16 protein-coding genes are annotated in these 15477 nt (G+C 71.5%); 7 read left to right on the top strand and 9 right to left on the bottom strand.

Going from position 1 to position 15477, the window contains the following annotated elements; all coding sequences use genetic code 11:
* The 6 genes from sepX to galU form a co-directional block, all read right to left on the bottom strand.
* A partial coding sequence (gene sepX, locus EST54_RS29770) for a divisome protein SepX/GlpR (protein WP_129250814.1) occupies positions 1-835 on the bottom strand: 835 nt, incomplete at its 3' end.
* A gap of 151 nt (positions 836-986) precedes the next feature.
* Complete coding sequence (locus EST54_RS29765) at positions 987-1601, bottom strand: GNAT family N-acetyltransferase (protein ID WP_129250813.1); 615 nt, start codon at positions 1599-1601, stop codon at positions 987-989.
* Between the two features lie 14 nt (positions 1602-1615).
* Positions 1616-2119 carry a MogA/MoaB family molybdenum cofactor biosynthesis protein gene (locus EST54_RS29760; protein WP_129250812.1) on the bottom strand — a complete coding sequence of 168 codons (504 nt, stop codon included), beginning with the start codon at positions 2117-2119 and terminating at the stop codon, positions 1616-1618.
* Positions 2116-2598 (bottom strand): cyclic pyranopterin monophosphate synthase MoaC, encoded by a 483-nt coding sequence (gene moaC, locus EST54_RS29755; RefSeq protein WP_129250811.1) that lies wholly within the window; start codon positions 2596-2598, stop codon positions 2116-2118. The genes EST54_RS29760 and moaC overlap by 4 nt, the downstream gene beginning before the upstream one ends.
* A 59-nt stretch (positions 2599-2657) precedes the next feature.
* Positions 2658-3974 (bottom strand): molybdotransferase-like divisome protein Glp, encoded by a 1317-nt coding sequence (glp, locus tag EST54_RS29750; RefSeq protein ID WP_129250810.1) that lies wholly within the window; start codon positions 3972-3974, stop codon positions 2658-2660.
* 4 nt (positions 3975-3978) lie between these two features.
* Entirely contained in the window at positions 3979-4881 is a 903-nt protein-coding gene (gene galU / locus EST54_RS29745) for a UTP--glucose-1-phosphate uridylyltransferase GalU (RefSeq protein ID WP_006605075.1), read from the bottom strand.
* Positions 4882-4991: 110 nt separating this feature from the next.
* On the opposite strand from galU, the gene EST54_RS29740 reads away from it, so the two are divergent.
* Positions 4992-5585 (top strand): 5-formyltetrahydrofolate cyclo-ligase, encoded by a 594-nt coding sequence (locus EST54_RS29740; RefSeq protein ID WP_129250809.1) that lies wholly within the window; start codon positions 4992-4994, stop codon positions 5583-5585.
* Between the two features lie 94 nt (positions 5586-5679).
* Here the strand turns inward: EST54_RS29740 and EST54_RS29735 are convergent, their stop codons facing one another.
* Positions 5680-8406 (bottom strand): penicillin acylase family protein, encoded by a 2727-nt coding sequence (locus tag EST54_RS29735; RefSeq protein ID WP_129250808.1) that lies wholly within the window; start codon positions 8404-8406, stop codon positions 5680-5682.
* Between the two features lie 181 nt (positions 8407-8587).
* Between EST54_RS29735 and EST54_RS29730 the strand changes: the two genes are divergently transcribed.
* From EST54_RS29730 to mscL, 6 genes are all read left to right on the top strand, one after another.
* On the top strand, positions 8588-10105 hold the full coding sequence (locus EST54_RS29730; RefSeq protein WP_239013511.1) for a potassium/proton antiporter: 1518 nt from the start codon (positions 8588-8590) through the stop codon (positions 10103-10105).
* A gap of 307 nt (positions 10106-10412) precedes the next feature.
* Positions 10413-11714, top strand: a complete 1302-nt coding sequence (locus EST54_RS29725; protein WP_129250806.1) for an MFS transporter — start codon at positions 10413-10415, stop codon at positions 11712-11714.
* Positions 11715-11827: 113 nt separating this feature from the next.
* Positions 11828-12166 (top strand): FmdB family zinc ribbon protein, encoded by a 339-nt coding sequence (locus EST54_RS29720; protein WP_129250805.1) that lies wholly within the window; start codon positions 11828-11830, stop codon positions 12164-12166.
* Between the two features lie 187 nt (positions 12167-12353).
* Positions 12354-13187, top strand: a complete 834-nt coding sequence (locus EST54_RS29715) for an S-methyl-5'-thioadenosine phosphorylase (RefSeq protein WP_129250804.1) — start codon at positions 12354-12356, stop codon at positions 13185-13187.
* Positions 13188-13326: 139 nt separating this feature from the next.
* Positions 13327-13599, top strand: coding sequence for a hypothetical protein (locus EST54_RS34495; protein WP_129250803.1), 273 nt, complete (start codon positions 13327-13329; stop codon positions 13597-13599).
* A gap of 282 nt (positions 13600-13881) precedes the next feature.
* Positions 13882-14379 carry a large conductance mechanosensitive channel protein MscL gene (gene mscL, locus EST54_RS29705; protein ID WP_129250802.1) on the top strand — a complete coding sequence of 166 codons (498 nt, stop codon included), beginning with the start codon at positions 13882-13884 and terminating at the stop codon, positions 14377-14379.
* Positions 14380-14420: 41 nt separating this feature from the next.
* Here the strand turns inward: mscL and EST54_RS29700 are convergent, their stop codons facing one another.
* On the bottom strand, positions 14421-14669 hold the full coding sequence (locus EST54_RS29700) for a hypothetical protein (protein WP_129250801.1): 249 nt from the start codon (positions 14667-14669) through the stop codon (positions 14421-14423).
* A 162-nt stretch (positions 14670-14831) separates the two neighbouring features.
* Positions 14832-15296, bottom strand: a complete 465-nt coding sequence (locus EST54_RS29695; protein ID WP_129250800.1) for a MepB family protein — start codon at positions 15294-15296, stop codon at positions 14832-14834.
* Positions 15297-15477 lie beyond the last annotated feature (181 nt).

Genomic DNA, 15477 nt, shown 5'->3' with positions numbered 1-15477 from the left:
CGGTGACGTAGGTGGGGAGGGGGACCGGGACGGGCTCCCAGCTGCCGGCCGCGGGGCGCGGGCGCTCGCGCTCGCGCTGCTGGTCGACCCACTCGGCGTGGTCGGTCTCCTCCACCAGGGCGCGGCGGCCGGCGGTGTGGACGGGGGTGGCGGGCCGGGGCGGTTCCGGGGTGTCGTCCGGGGCGTCAGCGCGGGCGTCGGCCGGGTGGTCGTCGGCGGGCGGCTGGTCGGCCGCCTGGTGAGGGCGTCGGCGGCCCTCCCGCAGCCGCTGCGCTGCCGCCTCCGCCTTGCGCTGGTCCATGGTGAAGGTGAAGCGGCGGCGTTCCTGGGCGCGCAGATAGACGATGTAGGCGGTCAGGAGCAGGGCGGGGAGGGCGGGGGCCCAGAGGAAGGGCGTGCCGCCGACCGCGGCGACGACGGCGCCGACGGTGAAGGCGAGGAAGAGGATGGTGGTGGTGCGCCGGCGGCGGGCGAGGACCTTGGCGCGCTTGGTCCGCTCGGCGGCGGAGGGGCGCGGCGGGGCCGTCTGCACGCGGCTGCGGGGGGCCTCGGGCGCGTCCGCCGCGGCGGGGTCGCCGAAGGACCGGGCGGCGGCCTCGTCGGCCGGAGCGTCCGGGTCCAGTTCGTCGCCCGCATCGTCGGCGGGGTACTCCCCACGCTCTTTGTCGTAGCGGCGCTGCATGGCCGCGCGCCCGGACAGCAGCCGGATGGCGGTGCTGAAGCGCTCGGTCGGGCGGGCCTCGTTGAGCTCGTCCTGCCTACGGAGCCACATCGGCACCAAATAGGCAGCCCAGGCCCCGACGATGACTGCGTAGATGAGGCCGCTGCTTCTCACGACTCACACGGTAGAGGGGTTTGCAGGGGGCCATCCGCCAATTGAGCCGGTGTGTCGCACGATCTGGCTGATATCTCGAACTTTTTTGTGATCGTAGAGATCGGCGCCGTCGCCTATCGGCTCGGCCGCGGAATTTTTTCGAACATTTATTTTATTTGTGAGGCATCCCGGGGGCACCGGGCTTCTCCCGCCGCCAGCGGTTGACCAGACCCTCGGGCACCTCTTCCGCGGTGAGGGCGTATACCGCGTGGTCGCGCCAGGCGCCGTCGATGTGCAGATAGCGCGGGCGGATGCCCTCTTCGCGAAATCCGAGTTTTTCGACCACCCGCCGGCTGGGGGTGTTCTCGGGCCGAATGCAGACCTCGATGCGGTGCAGTCCCACGGCGCGGAAACAGTGGTCGACGGCGAGCGCCACGGCGGTCGGCATGACGCCACGGCCGGCGACTCCCTTGTCGACCCAGTAGCCGATATGGCCGGAGCACATGGAGCCCCAGGTGATTCCGGCGACCGTGAGTTGTCCGGCGAGCTGCCCGCGGTACTCGACGACGAACGGCAGCATCCGGCCGGCGTGCGCCTCGGCGCGGAGATGGCGGACCATCTGGCGGTAGGTGGGGCGGTGCGGCGGGACGAGGCCGGGCGGAGGCGGCGGGATGGTCGCTTCCCAGGGGCGCAGCCAGTCGCGGTTGCGGCGGTTGACCTCGCGCCAGGCCCCTTGGTCGCGCATCTTTATCGGGCGGAGGGTGACCTCTCCCTCCGTGAGGACCACGGGCCAGGACGCGTTCAGCTCGGGCTCCCGGACGGTCTGGGGTGGTCGCCGCCGCGGATCTGGTCGACGGCATGCGGCAGCAGCTCCGCGAGGACGGCGAGGCCGTCGCGGACGCCGCCGGTGGAGCCGGGCAGATTGACGATCAGGGTCGTCCCGGCGACGCCCGCGAGCCCGCGGGAGAGGGCGGCGGTGGGGACCTTCGCCCGGCCGGCCGCGCGGATCGCCTCGGGAATGCCGGGCACCTCGTGGTCCAGGACGCGGCGGGTGGCCTCGGGGGTGCGGTCGGTGGGCGACAGGCCCGTACCGCCGGTGGTGAGGATGACGGCGTAACGGGCCGAGGCGACGGCGGTCCGCAGGGCGGCTTCCACCGGGTCGCCGTCGGGGACCACCTGCGGGCCCTCGACCTCGAAGCCCATGGCGGTCAGGCCCTCGGCGAGCAGCGGGCCGCCCTTGTCGGCGTAGACGCCGGCCGCGGCGCGGTTGGAGGCGGTGACGACCAGGGCGCGGGCCGGCGTCATGACCGGCTCCAGTCACCGGACTTGCCGCCGGTCTTCTCCTCGACGCGGATGTCGGAGATGACGGCGGCCTTGTCGACGGCCTTGACCATGTCGACGACGGTGAGGGCGGCGACGGAGACCGCGGTCAGCGCCTCCATTTCGACGCCGGTGCGGTCGGTGGTCTTGACGGTGGCGGTGATCTCGACGGCGTCGTCGGCGACGGAGAGGTCGAGTTTCACGCCGGAGACGGCCAGCGGGTGGCAGAGCGGGATCAGGTCGGGGGTGCGCTTGGCGCCCATGATGCCGGCGATCCGGGCGGTGGCCAGGGCATCGCCCTTGGGCATGCCCTCGCCCCGCAGCAGCTCGATGACCTGCGGCGATACCAGGACCCGGCCACGGGCTCGGGCGGTGCGGGCGGTGACGTCCTTGGCGGAGACGTCCACCATCCGCGCCGCGCCCGCCGCGTCGAGATGGGTGAGGTGGTGCTGGCCGCTGCTCATCGTTCTCCCGGTCAAAACTGCCGCCTGTGGGACGACACCGTACCCCTGGCGGAAGCGGCTCAGCCGAGCAGGACGACGTCCACCTCGCTGTCCGCGGTGACCTCGGTGGCCTCCTCGGGGACGACGATCAGCGCATTGGCGTGCGCCATGGCCTTGATCAGGTGGGAGCCGGCGCCGCCGACGGGGGTGACCGTGCCGGCGTCGGCGTCGTGGGAGCCGCGCAGGAACTGGCGGCGTCCCTGGGGCGAGGAGGCGATGGCGTCGGTGATCCGGGCGCGGAGGGTGGGGCGGTGGACGTCGGGCAGGCCCATGAGGGTGCGGAGGGCGGGGCGTACGAACAGCTCGAAGGAGACGTAGGAGCTGACCGGATTGCCGGGCAGGGCCAGGAGCGGGATGCGGTCCGGGCCGATGAGGCCGAAGCCCTGAGGCTTGCCGGGCTGCATCGCAAGTTTGCGGAACTCGACCGTCCCCTCCTCCGCGGACAGGGCGGTCAGGGTCTCCTTGACCACGTCGTAGGCGCCGACGCTGACGCCGCCGCTGGTGACGAGGAGGTCGGCCCGGATGAGCTGGTCCTCAAGAGTGGAGCGGAGGGTCTCGGCGTCGTCGGCGACGGCGCCGACGCGGTAGGCGAGGGCGCCGGCGGCGCGGGCGGCGGCGGTGAGCTGGAAGCTGTTGGAGTCATGGATCTGGCCGGGGCCCAACGCCTCGCCGGGCTGGACGAGTTCGCTGCCGGTCGACAGCACCACGACGCGGGGGCGGGGCCGTACCCGGACCGTGCCGCGGCCGAGGGCGGCGAGCAGGCCGATCTGGGAGGGGCCCAGGACCGTGCCCGCCGCCAGGGCCGGCTCGCCTTCGGTGACATCGCTGCCGCGGGTGCGGATATGGGCGCCGGCGGCAGCCGGGCGGTGGACGCGGACCTCGCCGCCGGCGTCCTGCGGGGCGGCGCTGTGGGCGCGCATCGCGGCGGCCGGGCCCTCGCCCGCTCCGCCGTCGGTCCACTCGACGGGGACGACGGCATCGGCGCCGGGCGGCACCGGGGCGCCGGTCATGATGCGGGCGGCCTGGCCCGGGCCGACGGCCGGCAGCTCGCCGGGGCCGGCCGCGATGTCCCCGATGACGGTGAGGGAGACCGGTGCGTCCTGGGTGGCGGCCGTGGTGTCGGCGGCGCGGACGGCATAGCCGTCCATGGAGCTGTTGTCGAACGGCGGCAGGGCGACCGGGACCGTGATGTCCTCGACCAGGACGCAGCCCTGGGCGTCGAGGAGTTGCAGCTCGATCGGGTCGAGCGGGGCGATCTTCGACAGGACGTCGTCGAGATGCTCGGCCACCGACCAGACGCGGTCCTGGTGGCGGGTCTGGTCGGTGCTGCCGTTCAACGTTTTACATCTCCTCGGTCACGTAACTGCGAAGCCAGGACCGGAAGTCCGGGCCGAGGTCTTCACGTTCGCATGCGAGTCGGACAATGGCACGCAGATAGTCGCCGCGGTCACCGGTGTCATAGCGGCGGCCCTTGAAGACCACGCCGTGCACCGGGCCGCCGAGGGCGGGGTCGGCGGCCAGCGCCTGGAGGGCGTCGGTGAGCTGGATCTCACCACCGCGGCCCGGGGCGGTCTTGCGCAGCACCTCGAAGACGGCCGGGTCGAGGACGTAACGGCCGATGATGGCGAGGTTGCTGGGGGCCTCGGCCGGATCGGGCTTCTCGACCAGGTCGGAGACGCTCACCACGTCGTCGTCGCCGGTGGGGGTGGCGGCCGCGCAGCCGTAGAGGTGGATCTGGGCCGGGTCGACCTCCATGAGGGCGATGACCGAGCCTCCGTACTGCGCCTGTATCTCGACCATGCGCGCCAGCAGCGGGTCGCGGGGGTCGATGAGGTCGTCGCCGAGGAGGACGGCGAAGGGCTGGTCGCCGACGTGTGGCGCGGCGCACAGCACCGCGTGGCCCAGGCCCCTGGGGTCGCCCTGGCGTACGTAGTGCATGGTCGCCAGGTCGCTGGACTCCTGCACCTTGGCGAGGCGGGACTCGTCGCCCTTGCGGTGCAGGGCCTCTTCGAGCTCGTAGTTGCGGTCGAAGTGGTCTTCGAGGGGGCGCTTGTTGCGGCCGGTCACCATCAGGACGTCGGAGAGTCCGGCGGCGGCCGCCTCCTCCACCACGTACTGGATGGCGGGCTTGTCGACGACCGGGAGCATCTCCTTGGGCGTGGCCTTCGTGGCGGGGAGAAACCGGGTGCCGAGGCCGGCTGCGGGGATGACAGCCTTGCTGATCCGCGTGTGCGATGGGGTCATGCGCGACACCATAACCGGCCCTATCGGAATGATGATGAGGGTCCGGCGAAAAGCCACAAGAGCGGGAGCAAGGGCACACAGTGAGCGTCGATCACGGTAGAAAGCGCAGGTTGCGGCGGGACCTCCTGGAGGTGAGGAGTGCATTGCCGCCGGATGTCCTTGCGTCGACGGGCGAGGGGCTGGCCCGGCACACACTGGAGCTGGCCGAGTTGGCCCCCACCGGCTCCCCGCGCACCGTCGCCGCGTACGTCTCCATCGGCGGCGAGCCCTCCACCCGCGCTCTGCTGGACCGGTTGCGGGCGGCCGGGGTGCGGGTGCTGCTGCCGGTCCTGCTGGCGGACAACGATCTGGACTGGGCGGACTACGAGGGCGCCGAGCGGCTCGTCCGGGCGGGCCGCGGGCTGCTGGAGCCGGCCGGGCCGCGGCTGGGCCCCGAGGCCGTCACCGAGGCGGACGTGGTGCTGCTGCCGGGGCTCGCGGTGGACCGCACGGGGCTGCGGCTGGGGCGCGGCGGCGGCTCCTACGACCGGGTGCTGGCGCGGCTGGAGCGGGCCGGTGCGCGGGCGTCGCTGGTGGTGCTGCTCTACGACGCGGAGGTGCTGGCCGAGGTGCCGGCCGAGCCACACGACCGGCATGTACACGCCGCGGTGACCCCGTCGGGGGTGCACCGGTTCGCGGCGCCGGGGGCCCGTACGGAGGACTGAAGCGGTCCCGGGGGCCCGCAAGCCGTAGGGGCGGACCGGAGTTCCGGCCCGCCCCTACGGTGCGGAGATCAGCGGCGGCGCGCGCCGCCCGCCCCTACGGCGACAGCGTCAGCGTGTCCTTGCCCGCCTTCTTGACGGCGTCCTCGCTGTACGCCCAGGGCAGCAGTTCGCCCTTGGCCCACTTGTCGGTCTGGTCGTAGTAGTGGGCGTCGTAGGCGTGCCCGGAGGCGCCGGTGAGGTTGATCCAGCGGGACTTGTCGAGGTCGGCGAGGTTGACCACCATCCGCATCGACGGGACCCAGGTGACCTGGTAGCCGCCGGCGGCGTTCCAGCCGGTGGCGTCGACCGCGGCCTCGCCGCCGCCGACGTTCCAGGGACCGCGGTTGAACAGGCCCTGCAGCATGCCGGGGCCGTCGGTGCCCAGGGTCTGGTTCTTCAGGAACATCTGGTGGAGCCGGCCCCAGCTCCAGTTGTCGATGTTCTTGCCCAGCTTGGAGGTCAGCTCGTAGCGCGCGTCCGCCATGGCGTGCGCGAGGAGCTGGTCGCGGTTCTTGTCACCGGGGCGGCCGGGCCGGTCCTCGGTCTTCCACCAGGCGTTGTTGGGGTCGTCGAGGATGCCCCGGACGACCTCGTACCAGCGGTCGCCGCCGTCGGGCTGGGCGGTGTCGCCGGCCCGCTCGCCGCATTCGCGGACGTACTTGTCGTTCTCGTCGGCGGGGCCGGTCTCGTCGGCCGGGCGGACGGTCAGGCACTGCCCTTCGGGGCGCAGCTCCTTGGGCATCTTGTTGCCGAAGGCGAGCTTGAGGGTGTTGCGCCAGACGGCGTTGAAGTAGGCGGCCGCGGCGGAGTCGGGCTCCTGGGTGAAGTCCCAGCCCTCCAGCAGCTGCTGGGCGTCGCGGACGTACTTGTCCTTGATGTCGATCTTCGTCAGGTAGGGCGTCAGCAGCCGGGCGATCTCGCTGCTGTTGTCCTTCTGGAAGGCCTGCATGTCGTCGGTGGAGACCTTGCCGCCGTCCTTGATCTTCGACTGGATCAGGTCGTTGATCCGCTGGCTGCGGGAGCCGTAGCCCCAGTCCTTGGTGAGGAGGTAGGGGTACTTCTCGTCGGTGACGGCCTGGTTGGCGGTGACGATGTAGCCGCGCTTGGGGTTGTACTCGTACGGCAGGGACTTCTGCGGGATGTAGCCGGTCCACTGGTACTTCGGGTCCCAGCCGGGCGCCGGGTAGGTGCCGTCGAAACCGCCGTCACCCTTGCCGCGGACCGGGATCTGCCCCGGGGCCTGGTAGCCGATGTTGCCCTTGGTGTCGGCGTAGATCAGGTTCTGGGACGGGACCTCGAAGTGCCCGGCGGCCTTGCGGAAGTCGGTCCAGTTCTTGGCGCGGTTGAGTTCGAAGACGGCGTCCATGGACTTGCCGGGGTTCAGCGCGGTCCAGCGCAGGGAGACGGCATAGCCGTCGCCGCGGTCCGGTGCGGCGTTGCCCACCGGGGCGTCCTTGCCGACACCGGCCAGCTCGCTGTCGCGGTCGGAGACGATCGGCCCGTTGTTCTTGGTGGAGCGCACGGTGATCTCGCGGCTCGCACCGCCGGCGACCTTGATGGTCTCCTTGCGGGTCACGAAGGGCTGCTGCCGGTTGTCGTAGAGGTAGCCGTCGGCGTTGACCTTCTCCAGGTACAGATCGGTGACGTCCGCGCCGAGGTTGGTCATGCCCCAGGAGACGTCCTGGTTGTGGCCGATGACGACGCCCGGCATACCGGAGAAGGTGAAGCCGGAGACATCGTAGTTGCACTTGGGACTCGTGGTGCGGCAGTGCAGGCCCATCTGGTACCAGAGGGAGGGCATCTGCGGTGCCAGGTGCGGGTCGTTGGCGAGCAGCGGCTTGCCGGTGGTGGTGTGGGCACCGGAGACGACCCAGGAGTTGGAGCCGATGCCGTTGCCGTTGGGGCCGAGCAGCGCGGGCACCTTGTCGAGCGTCTTGGACAGCGAGGACAGCTGCGACTGGTAGCCGGCCAGGGCCCCCGCGGCGCCCGCGGGGGCGGCGTTGGCCGCCGCGCCGGGCTTGAACTGCTTGGTGGCGGGATCGACCGAACCGCCTTCGACGATCGGCTTGTTCCGCTTGTACGGGTACGCCGGGTACAGCTGATTGATCTGCGCCGGGCTGAAGCGGCTGGTCATCAGGGACCGGTCGATCTCTTCCTGCATGTTGCCGCGCAGGTCCCAGGCCATCGCCTTGAGCCAGGCCACCGAGTCGACCGGCGTCCACTTCTCGGGCTTGTAGTCGTTCTGGAAGTCCAGCGCCGCGTACTCCAGGGACAGCGCGGAGCCCTCGTGGTCCTTGAGGTAGGCGTTGACGCCCGCGGAGTAGGACTGGAGGTACTTCTTGGTGGCGGGCGACAGCTTGGTGTCGTACTCCTTCTGCGCCACCCGGTGCCAGCCCAGGGTGCGCAGGAAGGAGTCGGTCTTGACCTGGCTCTTGCCGAACATTTCCGAGAGCCGGCCGGCGGTCATGTGGCGCCGGACGTCCATCTCCCAGAAGCGGTCCTGCGCCTGGACGTATCCCTGGGCGCGGAAGAGGTCTTCGTCGGTGTCCGCGTAGATCTGCGGGATGCCGTTGGCGTCGCGGGTGACGTCCACCGGGTTGGTCAGACCCGGGACTTTGAGCGAGCCGGTGGTCTGCGGGAACGAGGCACGGACGGTGCTGACACCCCAGAACGCGCCGAAGCCGATGCCCGCCACGAGCAGCAGCACGACCGTGATCGCGACGAGGCGGCCGCGCCGCCCCTTCTTCTTCCTGGGGACTGGGCCGGACTTGTTGGCGGGCATCTCTGTCCTTCGAGGGGCAGGGTGGGAGTGCTGGAGCAACCATAGGCGCACGGGTTGGGCGACCCCTACGCGGAGTCACCGCCAGCACATCCAACCTTCAAGTAATGGTAAATTGTTAGCCTCAGTAACTAGATACGTTAAGGAAAAGCGCCCCGGCACCTGTGCGAGGAAGGATCAGCTCCTGACTGTCGACCACCTCAACGAACTCCTGCTGATCTGCTCTCTCGTACTGCTCATCGCGGTGGCCGCGGTACGGGTCTCCTCGCGCAGCGGGCTCCCCAGCCTGCTCATCTACCTGGGGATAGGCATCGCCATAGGGCAGGACGGCCCCGGCGGCGTCGTCTTCGACAACGCCGGCCTGACCCAACTCCTCGGCTACGCCGCGCTGGTCGTGATCCTCGCCGAGGGCGGCCTGGGCACCAAATGGAAAGAGATCAAACCGGCACTGCCACGGGCGGTGGCACTGTCGACGGTCGGCGTCGCGGTGAGCGTGGGGGTCACCGCGGCCGGCGCGCACTACCTGGCCGGGCTCGACTGGCGCCAGGCACTGCTGATCGGCGCCGTGGTCTCCTCCACCGACGCCGCGGCCGTCTTCTCCGTCCTGCGCAACGTGCCGCTGCCGTCCCGGCTGACAGGCATCCTGGAGGCCGAATCCGGCTTCAACGACGCCCCCGTCGTCATCCTCGTCGTCGCCTTCGCCGCCGCGGGACCGGTCGGCCCCTGGTACGTCCTGCTCGGCACGATCGCCCTGGAGCTGGCGATCGGCGCCGCCATCGGCCTGGCCATAGGCTGGCTCGGCGCCTACGGCATGCGGCACGTGGCGCTGCCCGCCTCCGGTCTGTACCCGATCGCCGTCATGGCCATCGCGGTCTCCGCCTACGCGGCCGGTGCGCTGGCGCACGGCTCCGGCTTCCTCGCCGTCTATCTGGCCGCGGTGATCCTCGGCAACGCCAAGCTGCCGCACGCCCCGGCCACCCGCGGTTTCGCCGAAGGCCTCGGCTGGATCGGCCAGATCGGCATGTTCGTCCTGCTGGGCCTGCTGGTGACCCCGCACAACCTGCTCGACGACATCGTGCCCGCGCTGCTGATCGGCCTGATCCTGACGATCGTGGCCCGGCCGATGTCCGTATTTGTGGCGCTGCTGCCGTGGCGGATGCCGTGGCAGGAGAAGACCCTGCTGTCCTGGGCCGGGCTGCGCGGTGCGGTCCCGATCGTGCTGGCGACCATTCCGATGGTGACCCATGTGCCCGGCAGCGAGCGGGTCTTCAACATCGTCTTCGTGCTGGTCGTCATCTACACCTTCGTCCAGGGGCCGACGCTGCCCTGGCTCGCCAGACGGCTGCGGCTGGGCGACGGCGAGGAGGCCGCCGACCTGGGCATCGAATCGGCGCCGCTGGAGCGGCTGCGCGGCCATCTGCTGTCGACCACCATCGGCCCGACGTCCCGGATGCACGGCGTCGAGGTCGGCGAGCTGCGGATGCCCGCGGGCGCCGCGGTCACCCTCGTCGTCCGGGACGGCACCAGCTTCGTCCCCGCGCCCACGACGGTGCTCCACCGCGGCGACGAGCTGCTGGTGGTGGCCACCGACCCGGTGCGCGACGCGGCCGAGCGGCGGCTGCAGGCGGTCTCCCAGGGCGGCAAGCTGGCCGGCTGGCTGGGCATCCCCGGTTCCCTGGGGCGGCGGCACGGCTCGCACTGAGGGACCGCGGACCCGGAAATGTGCTGCACATCTCCACGGATCCTAAGGAAATTCCCGGGAAGCCCTGCCCGATCCCAGGGCTTCCCGCGCTGCGGCCTGTAGTATGAAGAGGCACATCGACGAACCAACTCTGCCTGATGCAGAGCTGGCGCGACCGCTCGGCGGCCGCGGTCCTCTGCCACACGCAGCCACCTCTCCGGTGCGGACCACGCGGTATCACTCGGTCCTGCGCGAGAGGACAGCTCTCGGCGCGCATCCGTGACGACCTCGCGGGTGGCGCGCTACCAGGCGGCAGAAAGGCCCGGCCGTGGCATCCGCGGTCAAGGACTCCCGTTCCGGTTACGGATCACTGCTCCGCACCCCTGGTGCATGGACATTCCTGCTGCCCGGCTTCCTGGCCCGGCAGCCCTTCGCCATGCTGACGATCGGCATCGTGCTGCTCGTCCAGTCCACCACCGGCTCGTACGGCACCGCGGGCGCGGTGTCCGCCACCACCGGCGTCTCGATGGCGCTGTTCGCCCCGCAGAGCGGCCGGCTCGCCGACCGCTTCGGCCAGCGCGCGGTGCTGCTCCCCGGTGTACTGGTGCACGCCACCGGCGTCGCGGCCCTGATCACCCTCGCCCTGGCGCACGCCCCCCTGTGGGCGCTGCTCGCGGTGGCCGTCCCCACGGGCGCCTCGACGCCGCAGGTCGGCCCGATGGTGCGGGCCCGCTGGGCGGCCCGGCTCGGCGGCAGCCCGCTGATGCCGACGGCCGCCGCCTTCGAGTCGGTGACCGACGAGTTCACCTTCGTGGTCGGCCCGGTACTGGCCACCGCGCTGTGCACCGGCATCCACCCGGCGGCCGGACTGATCGCCGAGGCCGTACTGACCCTGGCCGGCGGGCTGCTGTTCGCCGCGCAGAAGCGCAGCCAGCCGGCGGTGCACCGGGCCGGGTCCGGCGACCGGCCGCGCGTCTCGGCGCTGTCGGTACCCGGCGTACGCGTCCTGATCGTGGCGTTCCTCGGCATCGGCGCCGTCTTCGGCGGGATGCAGGTCTCGCTGACGGCGTTCACCCAGCACATCGGGCAGCCCGGCATCAACGGCGTGCTCTACGGGATCTTCGCGGGCGGCAACATGCTCGCCGGGATCGCCTGCGGCGCGATCGCCTGGAAGGTCGGGCCGCGGCGCCGGCTGCTGGTCGCCTACGGGCTGCTCGCGCTGGCCACCACCCCGCTGTGGGCGGTGACCTCGGTGCCGCTGCTGGGCGCCGTCGGCCTGGTCGTGGGCCTGTGCATCGCCCCGGCCCTGATCACCGGCTACACCCTCGTGGAGACGCTGGTGCCGGCCGCCGCCCGGACCGAGGCCTTCACCTGGCTGACCGGTGCGGTCGCGCTCGGCCAGGCGGCCGCGGCCACCTCGGCCGGTCAGCTCGCGGACGGATTCGGGCCGAGCAGCGGATTCCTGGTGCCGCTGGCCGGTACGGCGCTCGCCTGCGCCGTGCTGCTGGCGCTCCGCGCCCACCTGCTGCCGCGCGGCTCGGCCGCGGGTGCCGACGCCGCCGCTCAGCGCGTCCCGGACCGGGCAGGCGCCGGTGCCAAGGACCGGGAGCGGGAGCTGGCGCGCGCCTGAACGGACGTGGAGTCGGTCACCGTTGCGCCGGTCACGGTGGACTGATGGCCAGGAATACTGCAAGATGGAGCGTCGTTAGCACTCATCGAGTGAGAGTGCCAGGAGGAAGACAAGTGCCGACCTACCAGTACCAGTGCACCGAGTGCGGCGAGGGCCTCGAGGCGGTGCAGAAGTTCAGCGACGACGCGCTCACGGAGTGCCCCAGCTGCAACGGACGCCTCAAGAAGGTGTTCTCCGCGGTCGGCATCGTCTTCAAGGGCTCCGGCTTCTACCGCAACGACAGCCGCGGCTCGTCGTCCAGCAGCAGCCCCGCGAAGACCTCCGCCTCGTCCGGCACCGCGTCCTCCTCGGACTCGTCGAGCTCCTCGTCCGGCAGCTCCGAGACCAAGGCCGCCGCTCCGGCCGCCGCCTCGTCCTCCGGCAGCGGCTCGGGCTCCAGCTCCGCAGCCTGACCCACAGCGTTCCGGGCCCCGCCGTCACCGACGGCGGGGCCCGCTGTATTGGGGCCTGCTTCCCTCCGCGTCCTTACGGGTCGCCGTCCGCGTCCTTACGCGGCGCTTCCAGACGTTTCCTTACGGAATGCTTTCGTGCGGGTCACTCGTCTGCCCCACGCCGGCCCGCCCCGATAGTGTGACCGGCATGGCTGACGCGGAGATTGGTGTAATCGGCGGCTCGGGGTTCTACTCCTTCCTCGACGACGTGACCGAGGTCACGGTGGACACCCCATACGGGCCCCCCAGCGACTCGCTCTTCCTGGGGAAGATCGCCGGCCGCAAGGTCGCCTTCCTGCCCCGGCACGGCCGCGGTCACCATCTCCCGCCGCACCGCATCAACTACCGCGCCAACATGTGGGCGCTGCGCTCGCTCGGCGTGCGCCAGGTCCTCGGCCCGTGCGCGGTCGGCGGGCTGCGCCCCGAGTACGGCCCCGGCACCCTGCTCGTCCCCGACCAGCTCGTGGACCGCACCAAGGCCCGGACCCAGACCTACTTCGACGGGGAGACCCTGCCGGACGGCAGCACCCCCAACGTCGTCCATCTGACCTTCGCCGACCCGTACTGCCCCACCGGGCGGGAGGCCGCCCTCGCGGCGGCCCGCGGCCGGGACTGGGAGCCGGTGGACGGCGGCACCCTCGTCGTCATCGAGGGCCCCCGCTTCTCGACCCGCGCCGAATCGCGCTGGCACGCCGCGCAGGGCTGGTCGGTGGTGGGCATGACCGGGCACCCCGAGGCCGTCCTGGCCCGTGAACTGAGCCTGTGCTACACGTCGTTGACGCTGGTCACGGACCTGGACGCGGGTACCGAGACCGGCCATGGCGTCTCCCACGAAGAGGTCTTCCGGGTCTTCGCGCAGAACGTCGACCGGCTGCGCGACGTCCTCTTCGACGCGGTCGCCGCGCTCCCCGGCAACGCCGCCCGCAACTGCCTGTGCACCGACGCCCACGCGGGCTGGGACCTGGGCATCGAACTGCCGTAACGCCGCGCGGCCTCACCCTTCGGGGTGGCCGAGTTGTCCACAGCGGCGGGGCCGTACACAGCCTGGAGCGGGCCGGCGCGGACTCCGGCACGGTGGTGATCGCAGGTTCTCCGAACCCCTCACCACAGGCGGTGACCAGATGCCCCGTACCCCGTCCGCTCCCTCTCCGCTGACCGACTCCGACCTTCTCTCCCCTCCGCTCCCCGCTCCCCCGCCGTGTGAGGTGCCGCACTTCCCGCCGGTGCGGGCCGGCGGCGGCCGGCCCCGGCTGGGCCGGACCACACGGCGGCGTCTGCTGGCCGCCGGACTGGCGACGGCCGCCGCAGTGCTGGCCGGCGGCGGCTCGTACGGCGCCGTACGAGCCGCTCCCGCCACCGGCTGCCCCTCGCCGGCGGCCGGTGGCGGGCGGTGACCATGCGCCAAGATCGAGTGGCTTCGGCCGCCGGGTCACGTGACACTGCTGCGAGTGGCAGAGCGGCCGCCGCGCGCCCGTGGCGGCCCGCCCAGGGCACGTGTACCGCGGTCGCTGCCCACCCGGACCGCAGGAGCGGCCCCCTCCGCCCGGCCCGCACCCACGCTGCGGCCGGTCGCCGGTCGGCACGGCAGGACTGGACACCTCCGCCCTGCTCTGACGTAAGTTGCGGTGCTGAACGTCGGTGCACCGTGTGTAGTGAGCAAGGAATGAGGCTGTCAGGTGAGCGAGAGCAAGGGCGTCCTGCAGGGATTCAAGGAATTCCTGATGCGCGGCAACGTCATCGAACTCGCGGTTGCGGTCGTCGTCGGTGCGGCATTCACGAACATCGTCAACGCGGTGGTGAAGGGGATCATCAACCCCCTCGTGGGTGCGCTCGGCTCACAGAACCTCGATCATTACCAGTCCTGCCTGACCGCGACCTGCGCCACGGATCCCAAGACGGGCGCCTTCACCGACGGCATCTACATCCTCTGGGGCTCCGTGCTCAGCGCCGCCCTGACGTTCTTGATCACGGCCGCGGTCGTCTACTTCCTCATGATCCTTCCGATAAACAAGTGGAAGGAGCGCCAGGCGGCCCGGAAGCCTGCGGAGGAGGCCCCGCTGGGCCCGACCGAGATCGAACTGCTGACGGAGATCCGCGATGCACTGATCGCGCAGCGCGGCGGCACGATGCCCGTGCCGTCGGGCACCATCGGCATCCAGAAGACGCACGAGTAGCAGGCGCCGAACGGCCGGCCGAGGCCGCCCCGTCGCCTCGCTCAGAGGTGGTGGGGCGGCTTTTCGTCGAGGAAGCGGGCGAGGTCGGCGGCGCTGTCCCCGCCACTGGGGCGCTCGCCCCAGCCGCGGTCGGTGTCGTCCGAGGACTGCTGGTTCAGCGGATCGTCGAAGATCAGCCGCGCCGCGGGCTTGCGGGCCGGGCGCGCGGCGGGGGCCGGCTCGGCGGCCTGTTCGGCGCCGGCGGCCTCCTCGGACTGGGCGTCCGGCTCGTGTTCGGGGGTGGTGCTCACCCCACCAGGGTACGGCCGGCCCGGATGCGGCCGCCGACCGGCGCGGGCAGTCCACGGTCCCCTTAACGGAGGGCGACCGCGGGCGAGGCCGTGCTCAGCACACCTGATACGCGAAGGCGGGCCGGCAGGGACCGCCTGCGGCCTGCCCGACGGGCACGTCGCTCACGGGTGATGGAGCGCCCGTGCACGGACCGCGTCGACGGGACCGTCCTCGGGAATCGGCAGAAAGTACTTCACCTGCCACGCCTGCGTACTTCGGGCCTGGCGGCTGGTGGTCTCCACCCACGGCGGATAGATGCGGAAGGCCCGCTTTCCGCCGGAGCCGTTCCGGGAAACGATGCCCCGTTGGCAGAGCACCTCCCGCGGAAAGACGAAGTGTCCGAACCGCTCGCCGTCGCGGGTGCTGATGACGAAGAGATCCACCGGGTCCGCGGAATCGAAGGGCTCAATCGGCCCGCCGGGGCGCCGCTTCCACACCGTGACGAACTGCCCGACCTTCGTCGGAGTCGTTTTGCCCACCCGAAACCTGACGGACGAGCCGTCGAGAGTGAATTCATGCGCCGCATACTCGGCACTCTCGGCTTCGGGCACCGGTCGCGAGCAGACGAATCCGCACGGGTCGTACACCAATGCCTTCGCCGCACGAAGTTCACCGTGCAGCGATTCTCCGTCCGGCCACGGTGGGGGAACTGTGGGGCCATGGTCCGAAGGTGCCCCGGAATATGTCGCCATTCCGGCATCTTGCCATCAGCGGTCGCCGCACCTCTCGGCGGGATATGGGTGGCCCGGGGGAAGGGGGGCGGTGGAG

It is taken from the genome of Streptomyces sioyaensis (genome assembly GCF_004122735.1).
GTDB lineage: Bacteria > Actinomycetota > Actinomycetes > Streptomycetales > Streptomycetaceae > Streptomyces > Streptomyces sioyaensis.
The sequence above is the reverse complement of the archived record's forward strand: the minus strand, read 5'-3'. Positions and strand labels throughout refer to the sequence as shown.